16 protein-coding genes and 3 pseudogenes are annotated in these 19,701 nt (G+C 60.5%); 12 read left to right on the top strand and 7 right to left on the bottom strand.

Features of this window, described 5'->3' with window-relative positions:
- Positions 1-65 precede the first annotated feature (65 nt).
- Positions 66-950 carry a LysR substrate-binding domain-containing protein gene (locus tag ACA054_RS19125; protein ID WP_497685653.1) on the top strand — a complete coding sequence of 295 codons (885 nt, stop codon included), beginning with the start codon at positions 66-68 and terminating at the stop codon, positions 948-950.
- Between the two features lie 29 nt (positions 951-979).
- On the opposite strand, the gene ACA054_RS19130 is transcribed toward ACA054_RS19125, so the two are convergent.
- From ACA054_RS19130 to ACA054_RS19150, 5 genes and pseudogenes are all read right to left on the bottom strand, one after another.
- On the bottom strand, positions 980-2,020 hold the full coding sequence (locus ACA054_RS19130) for a GT-B fold glycosyltransferase domain-containing protein (protein ID WP_497685654.1): 1,041 nt from the start codon (positions 2,018-2,020) through the stop codon (positions 980-982).
- Positions 2,021-2,048: 28 nt separating this feature from the next.
- A pseudogene (locus ACA054_RS19135) lies at positions 2,049-2,244 on the bottom strand (hypothetical protein); the annotation flags it as partial.
- Positions 2,245-2,315: 71 nt separating this feature from the next.
- Complete coding sequence (locus tag ACA054_RS19140; protein WP_497685655.1) at positions 2,316-3,824, bottom strand: tripartite tricarboxylate transporter permease; 1,509 nt, start codon at positions 3,822-3,824, stop codon at positions 2,316-2,318.
- Positions 3,825-3,842: 18 nt separating this feature from the next.
- The gene (locus tag ACA054_RS19145; protein WP_497685656.1) at positions 3,843-4,328 is read right to left on the bottom strand and encodes a tripartite tricarboxylate transporter TctB family protein; all 486 of its coding nucleotides are present in this window, start codon (positions 4,326-4,328) and stop codon (positions 3,843-3,845) included.
- A gap of 1 nt (position 4,329) precedes the next feature.
- Positions 4,330-5,295 carry a tripartite tricarboxylate transporter substrate binding protein gene (locus ACA054_RS19150; protein ID WP_497685657.1) on the bottom strand — a complete coding sequence of 322 codons (966 nt, stop codon included), beginning with the start codon at positions 5,293-5,295 and terminating at the stop codon, positions 4,330-4,332.
- Between the two features lie 203 nt (positions 5,296-5,498).
- On the opposite strand from ACA054_RS19150, the gene ACA054_RS19155 reads away from it, so the two are divergent.
- The 7 genes from ACA054_RS19155 to ACA054_RS19185 all read left to right on the top strand — a co-directional run bounded on the left by ACA054_RS19155 (position 5,499) and on the right by ACA054_RS19185 (position 12,394).
- Positions 5,499-5,849 carry a DUF6152 family protein gene (locus ACA054_RS19155; RefSeq protein ID WP_497685658.1) on the top strand — a complete coding sequence of 117 codons (351 nt, stop codon included), beginning with the start codon at positions 5,499-5,501 and terminating at the stop codon, positions 5,847-5,849.
- The gene (locus ACA054_RS19160; protein ID WP_497685659.1) at positions 5,849-6,337 is read left to right on the top strand and encodes a DUF6644 family protein; all 489 of its coding nucleotides are present in this window, start codon (positions 5,849-5,851) and stop codon (positions 6,335-6,337) included. Before ACA054_RS19155 ends, ACA054_RS19160 begins: the two co-directional genes overlap by 1 nt.
- A 130-nt stretch (positions 6,338-6,467) precedes the next feature.
- Complete coding sequence (locus ACA054_RS19165) at positions 6,468-7,241, top strand: alpha/beta hydrolase (RefSeq protein WP_497685660.1); 774 nt, start codon at positions 6,468-6,470, stop codon at positions 7,239-7,241.
- A 125-nt stretch (positions 7,242-7,366) separates the two neighbouring features.
- Positions 7,367-7,636, top strand: coding sequence for a DUF2790 domain-containing protein (locus tag ACA054_RS19170; protein ID WP_497685661.1), 270 nt, complete (start codon positions 7,367-7,369; stop codon positions 7,634-7,636).
- A gap of 113 nt (positions 7,637-7,749) precedes the next feature.
- Positions 7,750-8,421, top strand: a complete 672-nt coding sequence (locus tag ACA054_RS19175; RefSeq protein WP_497685662.1) for a heavy metal response regulator transcription factor — start codon at positions 7,750-7,752, stop codon at positions 8,419-8,421.
- Positions 8,418-9,830, top strand: coding sequence for a heavy metal sensor histidine kinase (locus ACA054_RS19180; RefSeq protein WP_497685663.1), 1,413 nt, complete (start codon positions 8,418-8,420; stop codon positions 9,828-9,830). The genes ACA054_RS19175 and ACA054_RS19180 overlap by 4 nt, the downstream gene beginning before the upstream one ends.
- Before the next feature lie 182 nt (positions 9,831-10,012).
- A complete protein-coding gene (locus tag ACA054_RS19185) occupies positions 10,013-12,394 on the top strand; it encodes a DUF3772 domain-containing protein (RefSeq protein ID WP_497685664.1) in 2,382 nt (793 codons plus the stop codon).
- Between the two features lie 436 nt (positions 12,395-12,830).
- Here ACA054_RS19185 and ACA054_RS19190 read toward each other — a convergent pair whose 3' ends face one another.
- Positions 12,831-14,321, bottom strand: a complete 1,491-nt coding sequence (locus ACA054_RS19190) for an aldehyde dehydrogenase family protein (RefSeq protein WP_497685665.1) — start codon at positions 14,319-14,321, stop codon at positions 12,831-12,833.
- Between the two features lie 52 nt (positions 14,322-14,373).
- The gene (locus ACA054_RS19195; RefSeq protein ID WP_497685666.1) at positions 14,374-14,763 is read right to left on the bottom strand and encodes a c-type cytochrome; all 390 of its coding nucleotides are present in this window, start codon (positions 14,761-14,763) and stop codon (positions 14,374-14,376) included.
- Positions 14,764-15,021: 258 nt separating this feature from the next.
- On the opposite strand from ACA054_RS19195, the gene ACA054_RS19200 reads away from it, so the two are divergent.
- The 4 genes and pseudogenes from ACA054_RS19200 to ACA054_RS19215 all read left to right on the top strand — a co-directional run.
- Complete coding sequence (locus ACA054_RS19200; RefSeq protein ID WP_497685667.1) at positions 15,022-15,738, top strand: glycosyltransferase family 25 protein; 717 nt, start codon at positions 15,022-15,024, stop codon at positions 15,736-15,738.
- A gap of 205 nt (positions 15,739-15,943) precedes the next feature.
- Positions 15,944-17,266 (top strand): alginate export family protein, encoded by a 1,323-nt coding sequence (locus ACA054_RS19205; RefSeq protein ID WP_497685668.1) that lies wholly within the window; start codon positions 15,944-15,946, stop codon positions 17,264-17,266.
- A gap of 353 nt (positions 17,267-17,619) precedes the next feature.
- Positions 17,620-18,672, top strand: a pseudogene (locus tag ACA054_RS19210) (methyl-accepting chemotaxis protein); the annotation flags it as partial.
- Positions 18,673-18,927: 255 nt separating this feature from the next.
- A pseudogene (locus tag ACA054_RS19215) lies at positions 18,928-19,527 on the top strand (methyl-accepting chemotaxis protein); the annotation flags it as partial.
- Between the last annotated feature and the right edge of the window lie 174 nt (positions 19,528-19,701).

Raw genomic sequence — 19,701 nt, forward strand, 5'->3', positions numbered from 1 at the left:
AGAATCTAAAGGGACATTGCAACGACAACCAACGTTATTAAATCATCCGGGTATTCTGAAAACGCATGGATAACATTCGCCACGTTCCCTCGCTACAGGGCCTGCAGGCCTTGGTCGAGGTCGCCGATTCGGGCAGCTTCACCCAGGCGGCGCAAACGCTGTGCCTGACCCAAAGCGCCGTGAGCCGCAAGATCCAGCAATTGGAGAGTCACTACGGCGCCGCGCTGTTCGTCAGGACCAGCCGCAGCCTGCAGCTGACGGCGGAAGGCGAACAGGTGCTCGCCAGTGCCCGGCACATCCTTGAACACCTCAAGGCCCTCGAGGACCGGATCGCCCCGCAAAAGCGTCCGTTCCGCATCCGCATGCACGTGTCACTGGCCGTGCGCTGGCTGCTGCCCAGGCTGAGTGATTTCTATCGGCATCATCCGCAGGTATCGCTGGCGATCGAGACCGTCGCCACGGAAGTGGTGGAACCGGCGAGCGACAGCGACGCCTACATCCTCTACCTGCCCGAGCCGACCGGCGCCCCGGATTGTCTGACCCTGTTCGAGGAATCGCTGGTGCCGGTGTGCGCGCCCGGGCTGGCACTGGCGTCACTCGAGGATCTTGCAGGCTTTGCGCTACTGCACCGTTCGAGCGACAAGAACGACTGGCGGTATTGGCTATCCGCCAACGGTGGCAGATCACTGGATGAGTTTCGCCACATTCCCTTCAACCTCGACGAACTGGCCCTCGATGCCGCCGCGCGAGGTTTGGGCGTGGCCATGACCGACATGACCCTGGCCGGCGAGTCGATCGAACGCGGCGTCCTGGTCATCCCGTTCGGCCAGCCCTTGAAGACCCGCGGGATTTACTCGCTGTGCCTGCAGCCCTCGGCGGCTGCGCATCCGGCGTGCGCGCAGGTTGTTCAGTGGTTCACCGAGCAAGTTGTAGCACATCACAACCCGTAGGCGCGAATTTGACAGCCAGCGACGCTTCGCTATACACCAACTTCTGAAACATCAAGAGATTTCAAGAAATACCAAAGCCTGATTTTCCTCAAGACACGTAGCGGGAGCCATATGACATTTTGCCTGGGGGCTTCACTGTTTACCCTGTGCTCCATCAGTTCTTTATGAACATGGGGTATTTCGTTAATGAGTCGCTCCAGCATTGCTGGCTCCGAATCACCAGAAAGCGACCCGGAATAATGAATGATACTTGAACTCTTCATGGACGGTGTCGCTGATGGGCCGACGATATGCCCAGGAAAAACCATGTGATGCTCCACAAGGCTCAAGTGGCGCCAGCTGATATTATGCTTTACCAATACTGGAGAAATAACAACCTGGTCGGCATACCATGCGGAGCCTGAACTACTGGCCAGTTTACTTTTCAGTAGTTTTTCGAATGCTGAAACATAGCTTTCAGCAAAACAACTACTTCTACGCCAGACAAATGCACCGGAGTTAAAGAAAGCGCGCATTTTTACCACCGGAGTTTCCAATGATATCCATGGAAGCTCATCGAAACTGGCGCCTAATAACTTGCACAGCGATTGCCAGTAAGGAGTATTTTTTGCATCCCCCTCATGAATAGCAGGCGGAAGATATTCTGCACGGGCGGCAAAATCAACGCCTGAATCCAACAGCAACCCCGATGGCTCCGACGCAATCAAAATATCACTATCAAGCCAGGAAATTAAATCGGTTGTTGCATTACGTTGTGCCCAATACACCGCCGCCGGTTTATTTGAATAGTTAAACCAAGGCGCCACATTATAGGCACTGTCATCGACGTAGGTTACATCCAGCTCGCGCAGTGTGCGCAACGTCGCTTGCGACAGGGGTGCACCCAAACGCGCCTTTACTGCAAACACTGTACAATTTGCCAACCGACCGCCAAACTTCCTGAGCGTTTTGATCATAAGGAGAGTTTGACTTTCAAGCCGCCCACTTTCAATACAACAAACAAACGAAATCGATGGCGTTGAAACCTGCCCATCAAACACCTGCCGATCTGAGCTTAAAGAATTAGACATTTGATATAAATCCTTTTGACCGGGCGAACAGCATGGTTTCCAGCGGATACGGTTTGTGGCCACCGCCAGTCTTTGGGTAATACGGCTCAATCAACATCGGCAAGGAATCGTTCGCGGCGCGTTTGCTTGCGCTTGCCGGCGAATTCGCAATCGGAATAGCTCGTTTGGCACGCTTTCACCTCAAGGGCCCCATCGGACACACCAGCCGATATTGAATTCACCATAGATTGCTTCCGGCGTTTTTCAAGATAGCTGTCGCCGGCACAACTACGCCCCCCCAAAAAAGTCGCAGCACTCAATCGTCTTCGTGCAATTTGATACCCCGGGCATGCAGCAGATGCGGCACCACCAGCACCAACAGCGTCAGGGCCATGAACACCGCCGAGATGGGCTGGGTCAAAAATATTGTCCAGTCGCCCTCACTGATGGACAGGGCGTTGCGTAACTGTTTCTCAGCCATCGGGCCGAGCAGCATGCCGACGATCACCGGCGCCACCGGGAAGTCGAAACGCCGCATCAGCACGCCAGCCCAACCGATGGCCAGCATCAGCAGCAGGTCGAAGGAAGAATGGCGCATGCCGTAGACGCCGATGGTGGCGAACACCAGGATTCCGGCGTTGAGGTAAGGCCGGGGGATTTGCAGCAGCTTGACCCACAGGCCCACCAGCGGCAGGTTCAACACCAGCAGGATGACGTTGCCGATGTACAGCGAGGCCACCAGGGTCCAGACCAGGTCGGCGGAGGTTTCGAAGAGCATCGGCCCCGGTTGCAGGTTGTAGTTCTGGAACGCCGCCAACAGGATCGCCGCCGTGGCGGACGTCGGGATGCCCAGGGTCAGCAACGGCACCAGCGAGCCGGTGGCGCTCGCGTTGTTGGCCGCTTCCGGGCCGGCCACCCCTTCGATGGCGCCCTCGCCTTTGTTGGCCGAGAACTCTTTCGGGTACTTGCTCAGTTTGCGTTCGGTGGAATAGGACAGAAAGGTCGGGATCTCCGCGCCGCCAGCCGGAATGGAGCCGAACGGGAAGCCGATCAGCGTGCCCCGCAGCCAGGCAGGCACCGAGCGCTTCCAGTCGGCGCGGGTCATCCACAACGACGTCAGGCGATGTCGGCCCTCCGCTTGCTCAGTTTGATACAGCAGGCTGTACAGGGCTTCGCCGACCGCGAATAAACCGACCGCCACCAGCACCACCTCGATGCCATCCACCATTTCGGGCACGCCCAGGGTGTAGCGGGCAATGCCCGATGTCGAATCGAGGCCGATCAGGCCGATGGTCAATCCAATTCCCAGTGAAGCAAAGCCACGCAGCATGGAGGCGCCGAGTACCGCCGACACCGTGGTGAAGGACAGCACCAGGATCGCGAAATATTCCGCCGGCCCGAAATTCAGCGCCAGCCTGGCCACGACCGGTGCGAACAGGGTCAGCAGGATGGTCGCAATGGTGCCGGCGACGAAGGAGCCGATCGCCGCCGTGGCCAGCGCCGGCCCTGCCCGGCCATTGCGCGCCATGAGGTTGCCTTCCAGGGCCGTGACCATGGAGGACGACTCACCGGGCGTATTGAGCAGGATCGAAGTAGTGGAGCCGCCGAACTGCGCGCCGTAGTAAATCCCGGCGAACATGATCAGTGCGCCCGTGGGATCGACCTTGGCGGTGATCGGCAGCAGCAAGGCCACCGTCAGCGCCGGCCCGATGCCCGGCAATACGCCAATGGCGGTGCCCAGCAGGCAACCGATGAAGCCCCACAGCAGGTTGATCGGCGTCAGCGCCGCGGAAAAGCCCATCGCCAGGCTTGCAAGAATGTCCATGCTGTCGATCTCCTTGGATCAGATCCAGGCGTTGACCAGCGGCGGCAGGGAAACCCCCAGCCCGGCGTTGAATAACCAATAGATCGGCAGGGTCAGGGCCATGCCGATGGCCAGGTCGCGCAGCGGATGACGACTGCCAAAGCCCCGCGCTGCACAAGCAAACAGCAACCCGGCCGCCAGCACGAAACCGATGAGGTTGATGAGCACGGCCACACCGATCAACCCTGCGGTGACCCAGGCCGCGCCAGCCCTGCCGCCCGCCACGGTGGGGGCCTGTTCGTTATCCAGTTCGCGAAAACCGCCGCTGACCGACTGATAGCTCAACAACACGCCCACCCCCCCCAGAAACCCCGCGACCACCCAGGGGTAGACATAGGCCGGCAGAATGACGAAGCCCATCTCCGGCGGAAAGCGCCACGCGCCCACCGCCAACACGACGCTGAGGACAATCAGGCCAACGCCGATGGCCAATTGGGCCGGCACCACTGCGCGGGATCCGGCCATTTCAAAGCAACCCGACCTTGACCAGCATTGCGCGCAACCGCACGTGTTCTTCGTCGACAAACTTGCCGAAATCGTCACCGGTCAGCACGCTCTCCGTCCATGCATTGATTCGAATGTTGTCTTGCCAGACTTTGCTTTTGCTGGCGGCCAGCACTGCGTCGGTCACTTCCTTGCGCTGCTCGGGCGTGAGGCCGGCTGCACCATAGACACCACGCCAGTTGCCGATAACCACGTCGTAACCACTCTCCTTGAGGGTGGGCGCATCGATCTCCGGAACACGCTCGGGCGCACCGATGGCGAGCACGCGGATCTGGCCATTCTTGATGTATTGGCCCAGTTCGGCATATCCACCGGTCAGCACTTTGATTTGACCACCCAAGGTCTGGGCGACGATTTCCCCCCCGCCGCCAGTGGCGATGTAATTCACCTTGTTGACCGGAACATCCAGTTTGCCGGCCAGTTGAGCAATGCCGATGTGGTCGATCGAGCCCTTGGAGCCACCGCCCCAGGTGATGCTGGAGGGCTTGGCCTTGAAGTCCTTGATCAGGTCGTCGAGGGTCTTGTAGGGCGATTCCTTGCGCACGGCGATCACGTTGTATTCGGTAAACAGCCGGGCAATCGGCGTCACGTCTTTCAAGCTGATTTGCGGTTTGTTCTGTTCGATGCCAGCGACCATGATCGCACCGACCACCAGCAACGCATTCGGGTCGCCTTTGGTGCTGTTGGCAAACTGCGCCAGCCCTAGCGTACCGCCCGCGCCCCCCTTGTTCTCAAAGGTCACGGATTTGGCCGCGTTGGCCTCAATCAGGGCTTTGCCGAGTACCCGAGCCGTCTGGTCATAACCGCCGCCCACGGAACCGGGAGCCATGAACTTGACGGTATCCAGCGCCAGCGCCGACGTAGTGATTGCAGCAGCAACAAGTCCCACAGCCAGGCTATGACTGACGCGATGAAACAAAGCGGACATGGTGTCTCTCCCTTTAGCATTGTTTTTATGGGTGCCTTCTGCCGGTAAGCGTAGAACATGGTTCCGTCAAAGGCCTGCCAAGCCTTGCGACTCCTGCGTCACAGACTGAAACATTCTTTTGGTCGGGGTGTTCCAGCCCCCGAAATGCGCCAACTATCCTGAAAAACATCGACCCAAAACCTTTGCAACAGGAGAACCCTGTCATGAACATCATGCTCAAGGGCTTCGGCGTGTCATTGCTGTTGATGGCCACTGCGGCATTCGCCCATCACGGCTGGAGCGAGTACGACTCCAGCAAACCCTTGCAATTGACCGGCACCATAGAAGAGTCCGGTTATTCCCACCCCCACGGCTTCGTCAACCTCAAGACGGCTGACAAGACCTGGAATGTGGTGCTCGCACCGCCCTCGCGCATGGAAAACCGTGGGCTGTCGAAGGACATGCTGGCGGTCGGCACTCAAGCAACCGTGGTCGGCTATCAGAACCGCAACAAACCCGATGAGTTGCGCGCAGAACGCGTCACGATCGGCGACAAAACCACCGAGTTGCGCTGATGGAAACCAACCAGGGCTGGATGGACTGGCTGAATGATTCGTCGCTTGGGTCAGCCATGCGGGGTGATCTGTGGCTCTATCCGTTGGTGGAAGTGGTGCACATCCTCGGCTTCGCGATACTGGTCGGTTCGGTGGTGATGTTCGATCTGCGGGTACTCGGCGTATCGCGCAATATGCAGGTAACGGCCCTCGCCCGCCATCTCCTGCCATGGTCCGCTGCGGCTTTGCTGTTGATCGTTCCAGCCGGGCTGATGATGTTTTCCGCCCACCCTCACGACTTCGCCTCCAATGACATTTTCATCCTCAAGCTGTGCCTGATCGCCACGGCGGGCCTCAACGCCGTGCTGTTCCATGTCGGCGTGTACCGTTCCGTCACGGCGTGGGATACCGGTAACCCGGCACCGGGCGTGGCCAAGCTGCAGGCACTGTGTTCCATCGCGCTTTGGATCAGCGTGATCCTCTGCGGCCGATTGCTGGCCTACACCTGAACGATCCGTTGCATTACAGACTTGTCATTGAGTTGTCAGCGTAGCCAGCACCCTCGCTTCATACAGTGAAGTCGTCAGTCACCCGCACCGGGTGACACGCCTCCCACTGATGATGACAAGGGTCGATACCATGAATCCATTGAGCAAACTCTGCCTGATCGCCGCCAGCCTGTTCGTGCTGGGCACCGGTTCCGCCATGGCTGGCGCCACGACCGCACCGGTCAAGGCCAACAACGTCGTGCTGGTGCACGGCTCCTGGGCCGATGGCTCCAGTTGGTCGGATGTGATCAGCCGCTTGCAGGCCGCCGGTCTGCACGTTACGGCCGTGCAAAACCCGCTGACGTCGGTGGCCGACGACGTCGCCGCGACCCAGCGCGTGCTCGATCAGCAAGATGGCCCGACCGTGCTGGTCGGCCATTCCTACGCCGGCACGGTGGTCAGCGAGGCCGGGGTCAATCCGAAAGTCAGTTCGCTGGTGTACGTCGCCGCGCGTGCGCCGGATGCCGGGGAAGATTTCGTCGCCCTCTCGGCCAAATACCCGACCATGCCGGTACGTGCCGGTACCGAAGAACACGACGGTTTCGTCAGCCTCAAGCAAGACGCCTTCCTCAAATACTTCGCCAGCGACGTGCCTCACGACAAAGCCATGCAGCTGTTCGCCGTGCAACAACCGATTGCCAAGACCCTGTTCACCGACCGCACCACCGCTGCGGCCTGGCACACCAAACCGTCGTGGTACGCCGTATCCAGCCAGGACCAGACGATCAACCCGGACCTTGAGCGCTTTCTGGCCAAGCGCATGGGTGCCACCACCATCGAATTGCCGTCGAGCCACTTGTCGCTGGTGTCCCACTCCAAGGAAATCGCCGACCTGATCCTTGCTGCCGCCGGTCGCCAGCCGTAACCAGCGGCCATTCATTACAAGTTTGTCATCGAACTGTTGGTTGGCTGTTCGGATCGCCTGGTTAACCTGAACTCACTGTCAGGCCAACCCGCCGACAGCCAACTCAAACCTGAGAGAGAACCGTCATGAAAATCTATACCCTCGGTTTCACCGCCCTCCTCGCCGCCCTCCTCACCACAGCCTCGGCATTTGCCGACACCCAGAGCACCGCTGCGGTGATCCACGACAAGGACGCGGCCTTCGTCCACCTCGACGTCGCCAAAGTGCTGGGCGAAACGGACATCTCGCAACAATGCGGCATCGTCCCTGCCCAACTGAACTACCTCGACCATCAGGGTCGCCAGCATGAGCTGGATTACCTGGTCCAGGGCAGCGGTTGCACCAATGATCACTGATCGTCATCCCTGCGTACCGGCGGATGATCGGGCTACACTGGCGGCACCGGCATGCCGCTGTAGCCCGCCGGCGCGGCGCTGAATCCTGCTGACCCCGAACCAGGCAGAACCCCATGAACATTCTCGTCGTCGAAGATGAACCCAAGGCCGGCAATTACCTGCTCAACGGCTTACAGGAACTCGGTTACACGGTGAGCCTGGCCCGCGACGGCGTCGATGGCTTGCACCTGGCCCTGGAACACGATTTCGATGTGATCGTGCTGGACGTGATGATGCCGAAAATGGACGGCTGGGAAGTCCTGCGCCGCCTGCGCAAGGAAGCCGATACCCCGGTGCTGTTCCTCACCGCCCGCGATGACATCGCCGACCGCATCAAGGGCCTGGAACTGGGCGCCGACGATTACCTGATCAAGCCGTTTTCCTTCGCCGAACTGGTTGCCCGCCTGCGTACCCTGACCCGCCGCGGCCCCACCCGCGAAGAAGAACAATTGCACATCGAAGACTTGGCGATCGACGTGCTCAAGCGCCGCGTTACCCGCGCTGGCACGCGCATTACGCTGACCAACAAGGAATTCGCCCTGCTGCACCTGTTCGCCACGCATCAGGGTGAAGTGCTGTCGCGCTCGATGATCGCCTCACGGGTCTGGGACATGAATTTCGACAGTGACACCAACGTGGTGGACGTCGCCGTGCGGCGGTTGCGGCTGAAGATCGACGATCCATTCCCGCTGAAGTTGATCCACAGTGTGCGCGGTATCGGCTACCGCTTCGACACGCAGCCATGAACAGCCTGTCGCATTTGCGCCACTCCTTGACGCTGCGCCTGGCGCTGGTGTTTGCGTTCCTGGCGTTTGTCTCGCTGACGTCCCTGGGCGTGGCGTTGTACCGTGACCTGGAGCGCGAATTGGTCCGCCGTGATGACGCGGCCCTGATCACCCGCATCGATCAACTGCGCACGTTCCTCAACGACAGCAACACCCTGGAGCTGATCCGCACCAAGCCCGCGCTGTTTCACAACATGCTCGGCAACCACGAAGCCCTGTTGAGTATCGGCGCGCCCGGGCAACCGCCGTTGCTGGTGGTCAATCCGGGCAATCTGAACATGCCCGCGCTGACTCCGATGGCCATTGACCACCCGCTGACCCTCGGCGACGTGCAGCACTTGCCCAACGTTAACGGCGTACCTTTTTCAGCACTGGCGGCGACCATCGACTCCGGTGATCAGGGCACGCTGCAAGTGGTGACCGGGCGCCTGATGACTGAACGCACGGCGGTGCTCGCCAGTTACCGGTTCAACGTCTACCTGTTCGCTAGCGTGGCGGCGATTCTGCTGGCACTTTCCGGCTACGTGCTGGTGCAGCGCGGCCTGCTGCCGGTGCGGCGCGTGGCCCGGCATGCCCAGGGCATCGGCGTGGGTAACCTCGGCGAGCGCCTTCACAGCCAGGGCGCGCCGCTGGAGTTGCTACCGATGATCGAGGCCTTCAATGCCATGCTCGACCGCCTCGGCAGAGGCTTCGTGCAACTGGGCCAGGTGTCTACCGACATGGCCCATGAGCTGCGCACACCGATCAATAACCTGCTCGGTGAAACCCAGGTCGCCTTGCAGCAAAACCGCAGCATCGAAGCCTATCAACAGTTGCTTGCCTCCAATGTCGAGGAACTCGAGCGCCTGGCGCGCATGCTCGACAACATGCTGTTCCTGGCCCGCACCGACCCGGCCAGTGCCCTGCGCCAACGTCAGGAACTGGGCGCCTTTGATGAAATGGAACGCATGGCCGACTATTTCGAAGGGCTCGCGGCGGATGTCGGGATCGCCATCAATGCCCAGGGCAGCGGTGTGATCTGGGCCGAACCGATGCTGTTGCGCCGCGCCCTGGCCAACCTGTGCGCCAATGCCATCAAATACGGCGCGCCGAACTCCGAGCTATCGATCTGCGCCACGCCAACTGCCGATGGCATCCACCTGCAGGTGCGCAACCACGGCCAGACGATCCCCGCCGAACACCTTCCCCGGCTGTTCGAACGGTTTTACCGCGTCGACGAATCCCGCGAACGCTCGGCGCAATCCAACGGCCTGGGGCTGTCGATCGTGGCGACGATCATGCAGTTGCACAATGGCCAGTACCGCGTCACGAGTGCTGATGGCGTGACGTGTTTCGAGCTGTACTTTCCGGCCCGGCGGCTGGGCGAATGAAAAAAGATCAAAAGATCGCAGCCTTCGGCAGCTCCTACATTGGAATGCGATCTCCTGTAGGAGCTGCCGCAGGCTGCGATCTTTTGATCCTGCCCTTGCGCTTGCGACCAAAAAAGCCTCGATAACGTGAGTCATGACCTAACCTCATAGGTTGAGTGACACACAACCAGTCGAGCACGCCCATGCGTTATGCATTGAAGCTAGTGATCCTCATCGCTCTCGCGTTGTTGGGGCCGAGCGTCGGATGGCTGTCGGCGGCGCCCCTGCCCGATACCCCCGCCATCGCCCAGGCACCCCCGTCCGCCAGCGTTTCCGACAGCGATCTGGAGGCGCTGCTGAGCCAACTCAGCACTTTCAAACAGCAGGTGTCACAGGCCAGCAACTACAGCCAGCTCGAAGGCCCGCAGGACCTGGTTCAGGCGCTCATCCGCGAGGTCGATCGCCTGTCGGCACTGCTGTTGCCCGAGCAAGCTCAACTGCAGGCGCAACTGGGTGTGCTGGGCCCCGCGCCGTCAGATGCCGTGCCCGAAAAGTCCGATATCGCCCTGCAAAGAACCACCCTGACCGAACAAAAAGTCCGGGTCGACTCCAAACTGAAAAGCCTGGCATCGCTCAAAGCCAGCGCCACCGAACTGCTGACCCAGATTGCCGCCATCCGCCGCAGCTTGCTGGAAACCGAAGTCACACAGCAGACCAGGAGCGTACTCAACCCCTGGTTCTGGGCCCCCCTGCTCAATCCGCCAGCGCAAGACCGGCAAAAATTCCGCGCCTTCCTGCGACAGATTGGCGACACCCTTGATTCCACCTGGCAACCGGGCAATCGCCTACTGACCAGTCTGTTGCTCGCCATGGCCCTGGTGCTTTGGCTCGTGGGGCGGCGACTGGCTGAACGCGGGCTGACCTGGTTGTGCATCCATCGAATGCCTGAAGGTCGCCTGCGGCGTAGCAGCCTGGCCCTGGCCTCGGTACTGGCCACGGTGTTGGCGGCCTGGTTAGCCTTGCATTTGCTGTTTTTTGCCGTCACCCGTGAACTGCCGCTGACGCCTCAACTGGCGGGGTTTTCCCAGGACTTCGAAAAAATCATCTATACCTGCGTGCTGATCATCGGCCTGAGTCGCGCGCTGCTCTCTACGCAACACCCTTCCTGGCGACTGCCAGCCTTTGCCGATCCGCTCGCCCTGGCGATCGAGCCCTACACTACACGCCTGGCCTTCGCACTCCTGGTGCTGGTGTCGCTGGCACAGATGACCAATGCCACCGGCATGAGCCCGGAGTTGGTGATCTCTGTCCGCGGCCTGGTCGCATTAATCATTTCGTCATTGATCGCCATGCTGCTGTTGCGCGTCAGCAAAACCCGCCGGGAGATGGTCATGGCGGGCGTCGCCCCCGAAGCTGGCCGGACGTTGGCCGGGGTGATTTATTCGCTCGCCAGCCTTGCGATTGTGCTTTCACTCCTGGCCTTGCTCACCGGCTACGTGTCGCTGTCGCGCTTCATCACTTACGAACTGGTCTGGTTTTCCATCATATTTGCCGGTTTCTACTTGCTGACGCAGTTGCTCAAAGACGGCTGCGAACACCTGTTTTCCCCCCGCCACTCCTCCGGCAAGACCCTTAAACAGTTACTCGGCATCGGCGATACGCGGCTGGAACAGATTTCGATCATTCTGTCCGGTGCCGGCCGCGCCACCTTGTTGCTGATCGCGTTGATTACCCTGGTGGTGGGTGGGGTCGGATCGACGCTCGGACAACTGGCCAGCAACATCCTCGCCATCCTCGGCGGCGACGGCCTGCGCAAACTCAACATCGTCCCGGGCAACCTGTTGCGCGCCGTACTCGCCGTGATCATCGGCGTCTACCTGATTCGTTCGCTGCGGCGCTGGCTTGACAACGAGTTCCTGCCAAAAACCGAAATGGACCCCGGCATGTGTGCCTCGCTCAGCACACTGTTCTCCAACATCGGCTATGCCTTGGTGGTCCTGCTGATGCTGTCATCGCTGGGGGTCAAGTGGACCAACCTGGCCTGGATCGTCAGCGCCCTGTCGGTGGGCATCGGCTTCGGCCTGCAGGAGATCGTCAAGAACTTCGTCTCCGGCATCATCCTCTTGACCGAACGCCCGGTGAAAGTCGGCGACCTGATCAGCATTAGCGGGGTCGAAGGCGACATCCGCCGGATCAACGTGCGGGCCACCGAAATACAGCTGGCCGACCGTTCGATCGTGATCGTGCCCAACTCGCAATTGATCTCGCAGAACCTGCGCAACGTCACCCTCGGTGGCAGCGCCCAGGGGGTGGCGACACTTGAACTGATGTTCCCGCTGGACATCGACCCCGAACAAGTGCGCAACCTGCTGTACGACACCTTCAGCGAGCACGAGACCATTCTGGAAAAGCCGGCGCCGGTGGTGCGCTTCAGCCAACTCAAGCCGGAAGGCATTACCCTGACCGTCACCGGCTACGTCAACAGCCCGCGCATGGTCACCGCGATCAAGAGCGAGCTGCTGTTCGAGATTCTCAAGCGGCTGGGCGCCGCCGGGATAGAACTGGCGAAACCGCCTGCGGCGTGACCATTGTGGGAGCGAGCCTGCTCGCGATGAACTTCCGGACAACACGTTCATCCAGCAGCCAACGTTATCGTTGACGACCATCGCGAGCAGGCTCGCTCCCACAAGGGATCAGGTGCAGCCGTAAAAGTCAGGTCGGCTGTCAGGCCGCCTCGCTTTTGTTTTTGATCTGGGCGCCCCGTTAAACCACGATGGCCGAACGCAGGCATTGCGCAGTGGGTAAACCGGCAGGACGCCGGTTTAGCCGCGCTGGGCCAAGGATGGCCCATCGCGGCGACCCCCGGAGCAATGCCGGAGAGAGGGCATGCCGAGCCCTAGCGAGGCACCGAGTGGTGGGGCAAAGACTTTTGCTTACTTTTCGGCGTTTGGAAAAGTGAGTCGCCGTAAGGGCGAAACCATAAGCCGCCGTTACCGCAGCAACGGATATGTACCAGGTTCATCAATGGGCGATACACACCGACTTGAGCTCAGTGTAAGCCTCGATCACCGCACGCCCGAACTCGCGCCCCATGCCCGATTGCTTGACGCCACCGAACGGCATCGCCGGGTCGAGCAATACGTGGGCGTTGACCCACACGGTACCGGCTTCGATGCGCGGCACCAGGTTCATGGCCTTGCCCAGGTCGTTGGTCCACAGGCTGGCGGCCAGCCCGTAACGGTTGTCGTTGGCCAGCGCGATGACGGCGTCTTCATCGTCGAACGGCATCACGCCCAACACCGGCCCGAACACCTCTTCGCGCGCGACGGCCATGCTGTGGTCGATGTCGGCGAGGATGGTCGGCTGGACAAAGAAACCCTCGCCTTCCAGCAACTCGCCGCCAGCCACCACCCGCGCACCTTCCTGGCGAGCCAGTTCGATGTGCTTGAGCACGCTCTGCTGTTGCTTGCGCGACACCAGCGGGTTGATCGCCGCCTCGCAGTTCATGCCCGCGCCAATCGGCATCGCCGAGACCGCCGTCGCCAGGGCTTCGACAAATTTGTCGTGAATCGAGCGATGCACGTAGAAGCGCGAGGCCGCCGCGCACACTTGGCCGTTGTTCAGCAGGCCACCGAGGATCGCGCCCTGCACGGCTTTTTCGATGTCGGCATCGGCGAGCACGATCATCGGGTTCTTGCCGCCCAGCTCCAGGGAGAAGCGTGTCATGTTTTCCATGCACGCGACACCGACGCTCTTGCCCACGGCGGTGGAGCCGGTGAACGATACTTTGCTCACCAGCGGGTGCGCGGTCAGCACGCCGCCGACCGAGGCACCGCCGCCGGTCACCACGTTGAACACGCCTGCTGGAATGCCCGCTTCGAGGGCCAGTTCGGCCAGGCGCATGGCGGTCAATGGGGTTTCCATCGCCGGCTTGATGATCACCGTGCAACCGGTGGCCAACGCCGGCATCAGTTTCCAGGCGGCGATCAGCAGTGGGAAGTTCCACGGCACGATGCCGACCACCACACCCACCGGCTCACGCTTGGTGAACGCAGTGAATTTGGCACCTGGCGGCAGCGGGATCGACACATCGAAGGTCTGTCCTTCGATCTTGGTTGCCCAGCCGGACATGTAGCGCATGAACTCCACCGTGGCGTTCAGATCCAGCGCTCGGGCCATGTTGATCGACTTGCCCTGGCTCAAGGTTTCCAGCTGCGCCAGCTCTTCGGCATGCTCCTCCACCAGGCGGGTGAAGTTCAGCAGGATGCGTTCACGGTCCGCTGGACGCAGGCCCGACCACACGCCTGACTTGAAGGCCCGGTGCGACGACTGCACGGCGCGCTCGACGATTTCCAGTGGTGCGTCGAGAGTTTCGCACAGGGTTTGCCCGGTGGCCGGGTTGACCACGGCAATGCTTTGACCTTCGGCAAACACCCACTGGCCATCGATAAAGCAGCCGTGCTGGCGATCGAGGAATGCAGCAACCTGCGGCAGGATTTCAACGTTGCTCATAAATCACCTTTCATTCAGATAAAGGAGCCGGCTTGCCGGCGAAAGCTTCTGATCAGTGTTGTTCTTTGAGGAAGCACACCACCGCCTGGCGATCATCTGCCGAGGCCATGCCCATGTAGGGCATGTAGGTGCCAGGCACATAGGCCTGGGGTTGCGTGATCAGTTGCGCGATGTTCTCGGCTTGCCAGTCGATGTTCTTGTTGCGCATGGCTTGCGAGTAGTTGAAGCCTTCCAGCGAGCCGGACTTACGCCCCACCACGCCTGCCAGGTTCGGCCCCATCATGCCGGTCGTGCCTTTGCTCACCGCATGGCAGACCCCGCACTCATTGGCGAATACTTCGGCGCCACGACTCTTAACCGGTGCGCAATCGGCCGCCAGGGCGGCTTGGGCCAGGGTGTAGGTCAACAAACCAACGAGGGACAAACGCAGGCTGGTGAACATAAGAAACGACCTTGAAAATCCACGCGTTCGCAAGCAAGGCGAACGCCAACACTGAAAGTGCCGAGGCCACGAGGCTTCGGCAGGTTGAAAGGGATTGTCGGTGGTCAGTGAAACGCAGGCTTTGCCCTGCGTGCCAGTTGTGTTGGCGGTTCTGCCAAACTGCTGCACGGGCGCGACCGGCGATAGCAAAGCGGCATCCAAAGTTCTGCCTATACTGCAATCCAGCCGCCCTGATCACCTGCGCTGAGGAACTGCTGGATGAATGTGACCGACTATTTCGATCGAGCCAGAATCATCAATATTGCGTCAAGAAAGGATCGCCGCGTAGAAACGGTACAAGAATTCGCGCGCAACGGTTTTCCCTTCGACCATGAAAAAGTCAGCTTTTTCCAGGCGGTGACGCCCAGTGAAGACGACGGCTTCCCGAGCATCGGGGCCAGGGGCTGCTTCATGAGTCACCTGGGGATTCTGGAAGAGGCAATCCGCCTGAATGTGAAAAACATACTGATTCTGGAGGATGACATACAGTTTTCCAGACGCATTTCCCAGTATGGAAAGCAGGCCATCGAGTCCCTGGAAGGTATGGAGTGGGACATCGCCTACTTTGGCCATCCGTTTGAAGGTGACTCAAGCTCGCCCTCCTGGAAAGCGGTCGACCAGCCCATTCATCTGTCGCATTTCTATGCGGTAAACGGCAAATGCATTACCAGGTTGCGCGATTTCCTGCTGCAGATCCTGGAGCGCCCGCCAGGGCATCCTGACGGTGGGCCGATGCACTATGACGCCGCCCTCAATACGCTTATTCATTCGAACAAAGACGTTCAGGCCTACTATTTCACCTGGAACCTGGGCTATCAAAGACCCTCGCGCACGGACCTGCATGCACTGTCCCTCTTCGACAGGACGCCTGTTCTGCGGGATGTCATGGGCATGCTCAGGAAGTTGAAGGCCATGAACCTGAGAAGAACTCGATAGTGTTCTGCCCCCGCTCTCTTTAAGCAGAAAATCGCCACCTTCCCTTCTCAATCAGTGCACCCACGTGTGCACTGTCACCCCGCCCTGCAATCTGGCAAGCACAACCAACTCTTTGGCACCGAGGCAACAAGGCGCAAAAAACACCGGCATTAGTATCTGGACGGACCGCAAACCTGCGCTCAAGAACAAGAACGGATGCCACACCATGCTCAAGTCCCCCTTGCTTCGCCTCTCTACCCTGGCGTTGATGATCAGTGCAGGCCAAGCGAGCGCCTACGAACTCTACGCCAGTGACGACAGTCATGTGAACGCCACCCTGGAAGCGGTTTTCGGCGTTTTCCACAGCCAGCAAAACTACGCCTTGTCGGGACGTCTCGACGAAGGTTCGTCGTCGTGGCGCGAGGGCTACATCAAGTACGGCCTGAGCTTCGACCAGGGCCTGGCGGGGGTCGGCACCGCTTACGGCGCGGCGAACATGCTCAGCTCCGGCACTTGGGGCGACGGTGATGCTGCCGGCTTCACCGACGGTTCGGAACGCACCACCAAATTCGAAGACGCCTACCTCGGCTGGCGCTCGAGCGATCTGTTTCCCGTGCTGGGTGCTGACGGCATCGACCTGTCTTTCGGCCGCCAGAACATCATGATCGGCGACGGTTTCCTGATCAACGGCGACGCGTTGAACCTGGGCAAAGGCCTGGCCGACGGCGAGTTCAATCGCGGTGGCGCCTACTGGCTGGCCGCGCGCAAGGCCTTCGACGAAACCGCGGTGTTGCGTATCGGCGGCAAGGAAGGCTGGCGCAGTGACCTGATGTGGTTGAAATCCAACAACCGCGCCCAGGCCATGACCGAAATGTACGTCGGCACCCTGGAACACGTGTCCGAGGCCGGTACCGTCGGCTTGACCTACATCGACACCACGGACGTCGACGAGCAGTACGCCTCCCCCGCGCAACTCGAGCGCGATGGCATGAAGACCTACAGCCTGCGCGCGACCGGCAACGCCGGGGTCAAGGACCTGTTCCTCTCCGGCGAATACGCCAAGCAGGACAAACCTCACACGGCCACCGAAGACGCCTGGTACCTCGAAGCCGGCTGGACCTTTTCCGAGGCGCCATGGACGCCGTATGCCGGCTACCGCTACAGCCGTTTCTCGGAAGGCTACGATACGCTGTTCTACGGCTTCAGCCGCGGCTTCGGCACCTGGTTCCAGGGTGAAGTGGCGGGCAACTATGCCGGCCCGTTCAACACCAACTCGCGCATCCAGCAACTCAAGTTCACCGTCTCGCCGCTGGAGAACCTGACCGTTGGCGCGATGTACTTCAACTTCGACACCATCGACCGCGACCTCGGCAACACCGATGGCCACGAAGTCGACCTGTACGCCGAATGGCACCTCAACGACCACATCACGGTGATGCCGCTGATCGGTCTGTTCCAGCCGGACAAGAGCGCCGATCAGGGCGGTACGCAGTTGGGCAACAACGACAAGAACCTCTACAGCCAGCTGATTTTCGCCAGCTCTTTCTAAGCCCTGTAGGAGCTGCCGTAGGCTGCGATCTTTTGATCTTGTTTTTACAAAACGTCAAAAGATCGCAGCCTACGGCAGCTCCTACAGGTTCGTGATGGCAGCGCAATTGCTTTCCAAGGAAAAAGGTATTTCCAATGCAGAAAAGATTCCTCACGATCCAGAGCAAGATCGCCCTGCTCGCTGGCCTCTGCCTGGTGTTGGTAGTGGGTCTGCTAATGGGCCTGTCGCTTTACCAGACGCACAAAAGCAGCCAGCAAGTAGCCCAGGCCAGCAGCGACATGCTCGCCGACGCGGTCAAGGAGCATATGCAGGCCCTGGGCAAAGTGCAGGCCATGCAAGTGCAACGCACCTTCATGCAGACCCACGAATACGGCCAGGGATTGTCACGGTATTTGTTGTACCTGAGGCAACTCCAGCATCAGGGCAATCTGACCCGCCCACAACTACGCCAGGCGCTGAGCGCCCAGCTGCATCAGGCCCTGATCGACAAGCCCGACCTGCTCGGGCTTTACGTCATTTTTGAACCCGACGCGCTGGACGGTGCCGACGCCGGCTTCGCCGACAAGCCGGAGCTGGGCAGCAACGAGACCGGACGCTTCTCCCTGTACTGGGTGCAAGGCAAACCCGGCGAACTGCAAGCGGTGATCGGCGATGAAGGCCTGCTGGCCAACACCGAGCCGGGGCCCAGCGGCGCTCCCTACAACGCGTTCTACACCTGCGCCCGCGACACCCGCCAGGCCTGCGTGCTGGAGCCCTACTTCGACGAGGCATCGGGCAGTCGCAAACTGGTGACCAGCGTCGCCTTCCCGCTGCTGGAGAACGGCAAAATCATCGCCGTGGTCGGTCTCGACATCAACCTCGCCGCCTTGCAAAAGAACAGCGAAACCAGTGCGCTGCAACTGTTCGACGGCCATGGCCAGATCAGCATCGTCAGCCCCCGTGGCGTGATCTCCGCCAACAGCCAGGACGTCAGCCGCCTCGGGCAACCGATGGACAATGCCCAGGTGATGGACGCCTTGCGCCAGGGTCAGCCGAAGGTGTTTGTCGACCCGCAGCAGATCAAGGTCCTCGAACCACTGCCACCGATTACCGGTGCCACGCCCTGGGGTGTGCTGGTGGGCGTGCCGCAAGCGGTATTGCTGGCACCGGTCGCCGCCCTGCAAAAGCAACTCGATGCCCAAGGCGTACAAAGCACAGCGCTGGAACTGCTGCTCGGTGGCGGCTCGGCCCTGCTTGGCCTGCTGTTGATCTGGTACACGGCACAGCGCATCACCCGGCCGCTACAAGTGCTGACCCGGGTCTTGGAAGACATCTCGCTCGGCGAGGGTGATTTGACCCGGCGCCTGCAAGTGCAATCGCGCGATGAAATCGGCCAGTTGGCCACGGCGTTCAATCGTTTTGTGGAGCGCATTCACCAGTCGATTCGCGAAGTGTCGTCGGCGGCCCTTGGCGTCAACGAAGGCGCCCGGCGCGTCTTGGAGGCGTCCAATTCATCAATGAGCAATTTCGACGATCAAGCCAGCCGCACCAGTAGCGTGGCCGCCGCGATCAACCAGTTGGGCGCTGCCGCCCAGGAAATCGCCAACAACGCCTCCGATGCCTCGCATCAGGCGTCGAGTGCGCGGCAACAGGCCGAGGACGGTCGCCAGGTGGTGCAACGCACGATTGAAGTGATGCACGAACTGTCGGGAAAAATCAGCGCGTCGTGCACCAATATCGAAGTGCTCAACGACAAGACCGTGAACATCGGGCAGATCCTCGAAGTGATCAAGGGCATCTCCCAGCAGACCAACCTGCTGGCGCTCAATGCCGCCATTGAAGCAGCTCGGGCCGGTGAAGCCGGCCGCGGCTTTGCCGTGGTCGCCGACGAGGTGCGCAGCCTGGCCGGCCGCACCCAGGCCTCCGCGCTGGAGATCCAGCAGATGATCGAGGAGCTGCAAGTGGGTGCCCGCGACTCGGTCACCACCATGACCGAAAGCCAGCAGCACAGCGAAGAAAGCGTCACCATCGCCAACCTCGCCGGCACCCGCTTGAGCAGCGTGACCCAACGCATCGGCGAGATCGACAACGTCAACCAGTCCGTCGCCGCCGCCACCGAAGAACAGACTGCTGTGGTCGAAGCCTTGAACGTCGACATCACCCGGATCAACACGCTGAACCAGCAAGGCGTGGAGAACCTGCAGGCGACGTTGCGGGCTTGTACCGAGCTGGAGCAGCAGGCGGCGCGGTTGAATCAGTTGGTGGGGAGTTTCAGGATCTGAGCCTTTTGTTGGCTGATACACCGCTTTCACTGTAGGAGCCAGGCTTGCCGGCGAACAAGGCGCTGCGGTGTACCTGCTGCACCGCGTCATCGTTCTTCGCGGGCAAGCCTCGCTCCTACAAAGCGAAGAACGATAACGCGGTGCACCTGTTTTCCTCCCGCCAAATCTGGCACC

Source organism: Pseudomonas sp. LBUM1653, assembly GCF_059716115.1.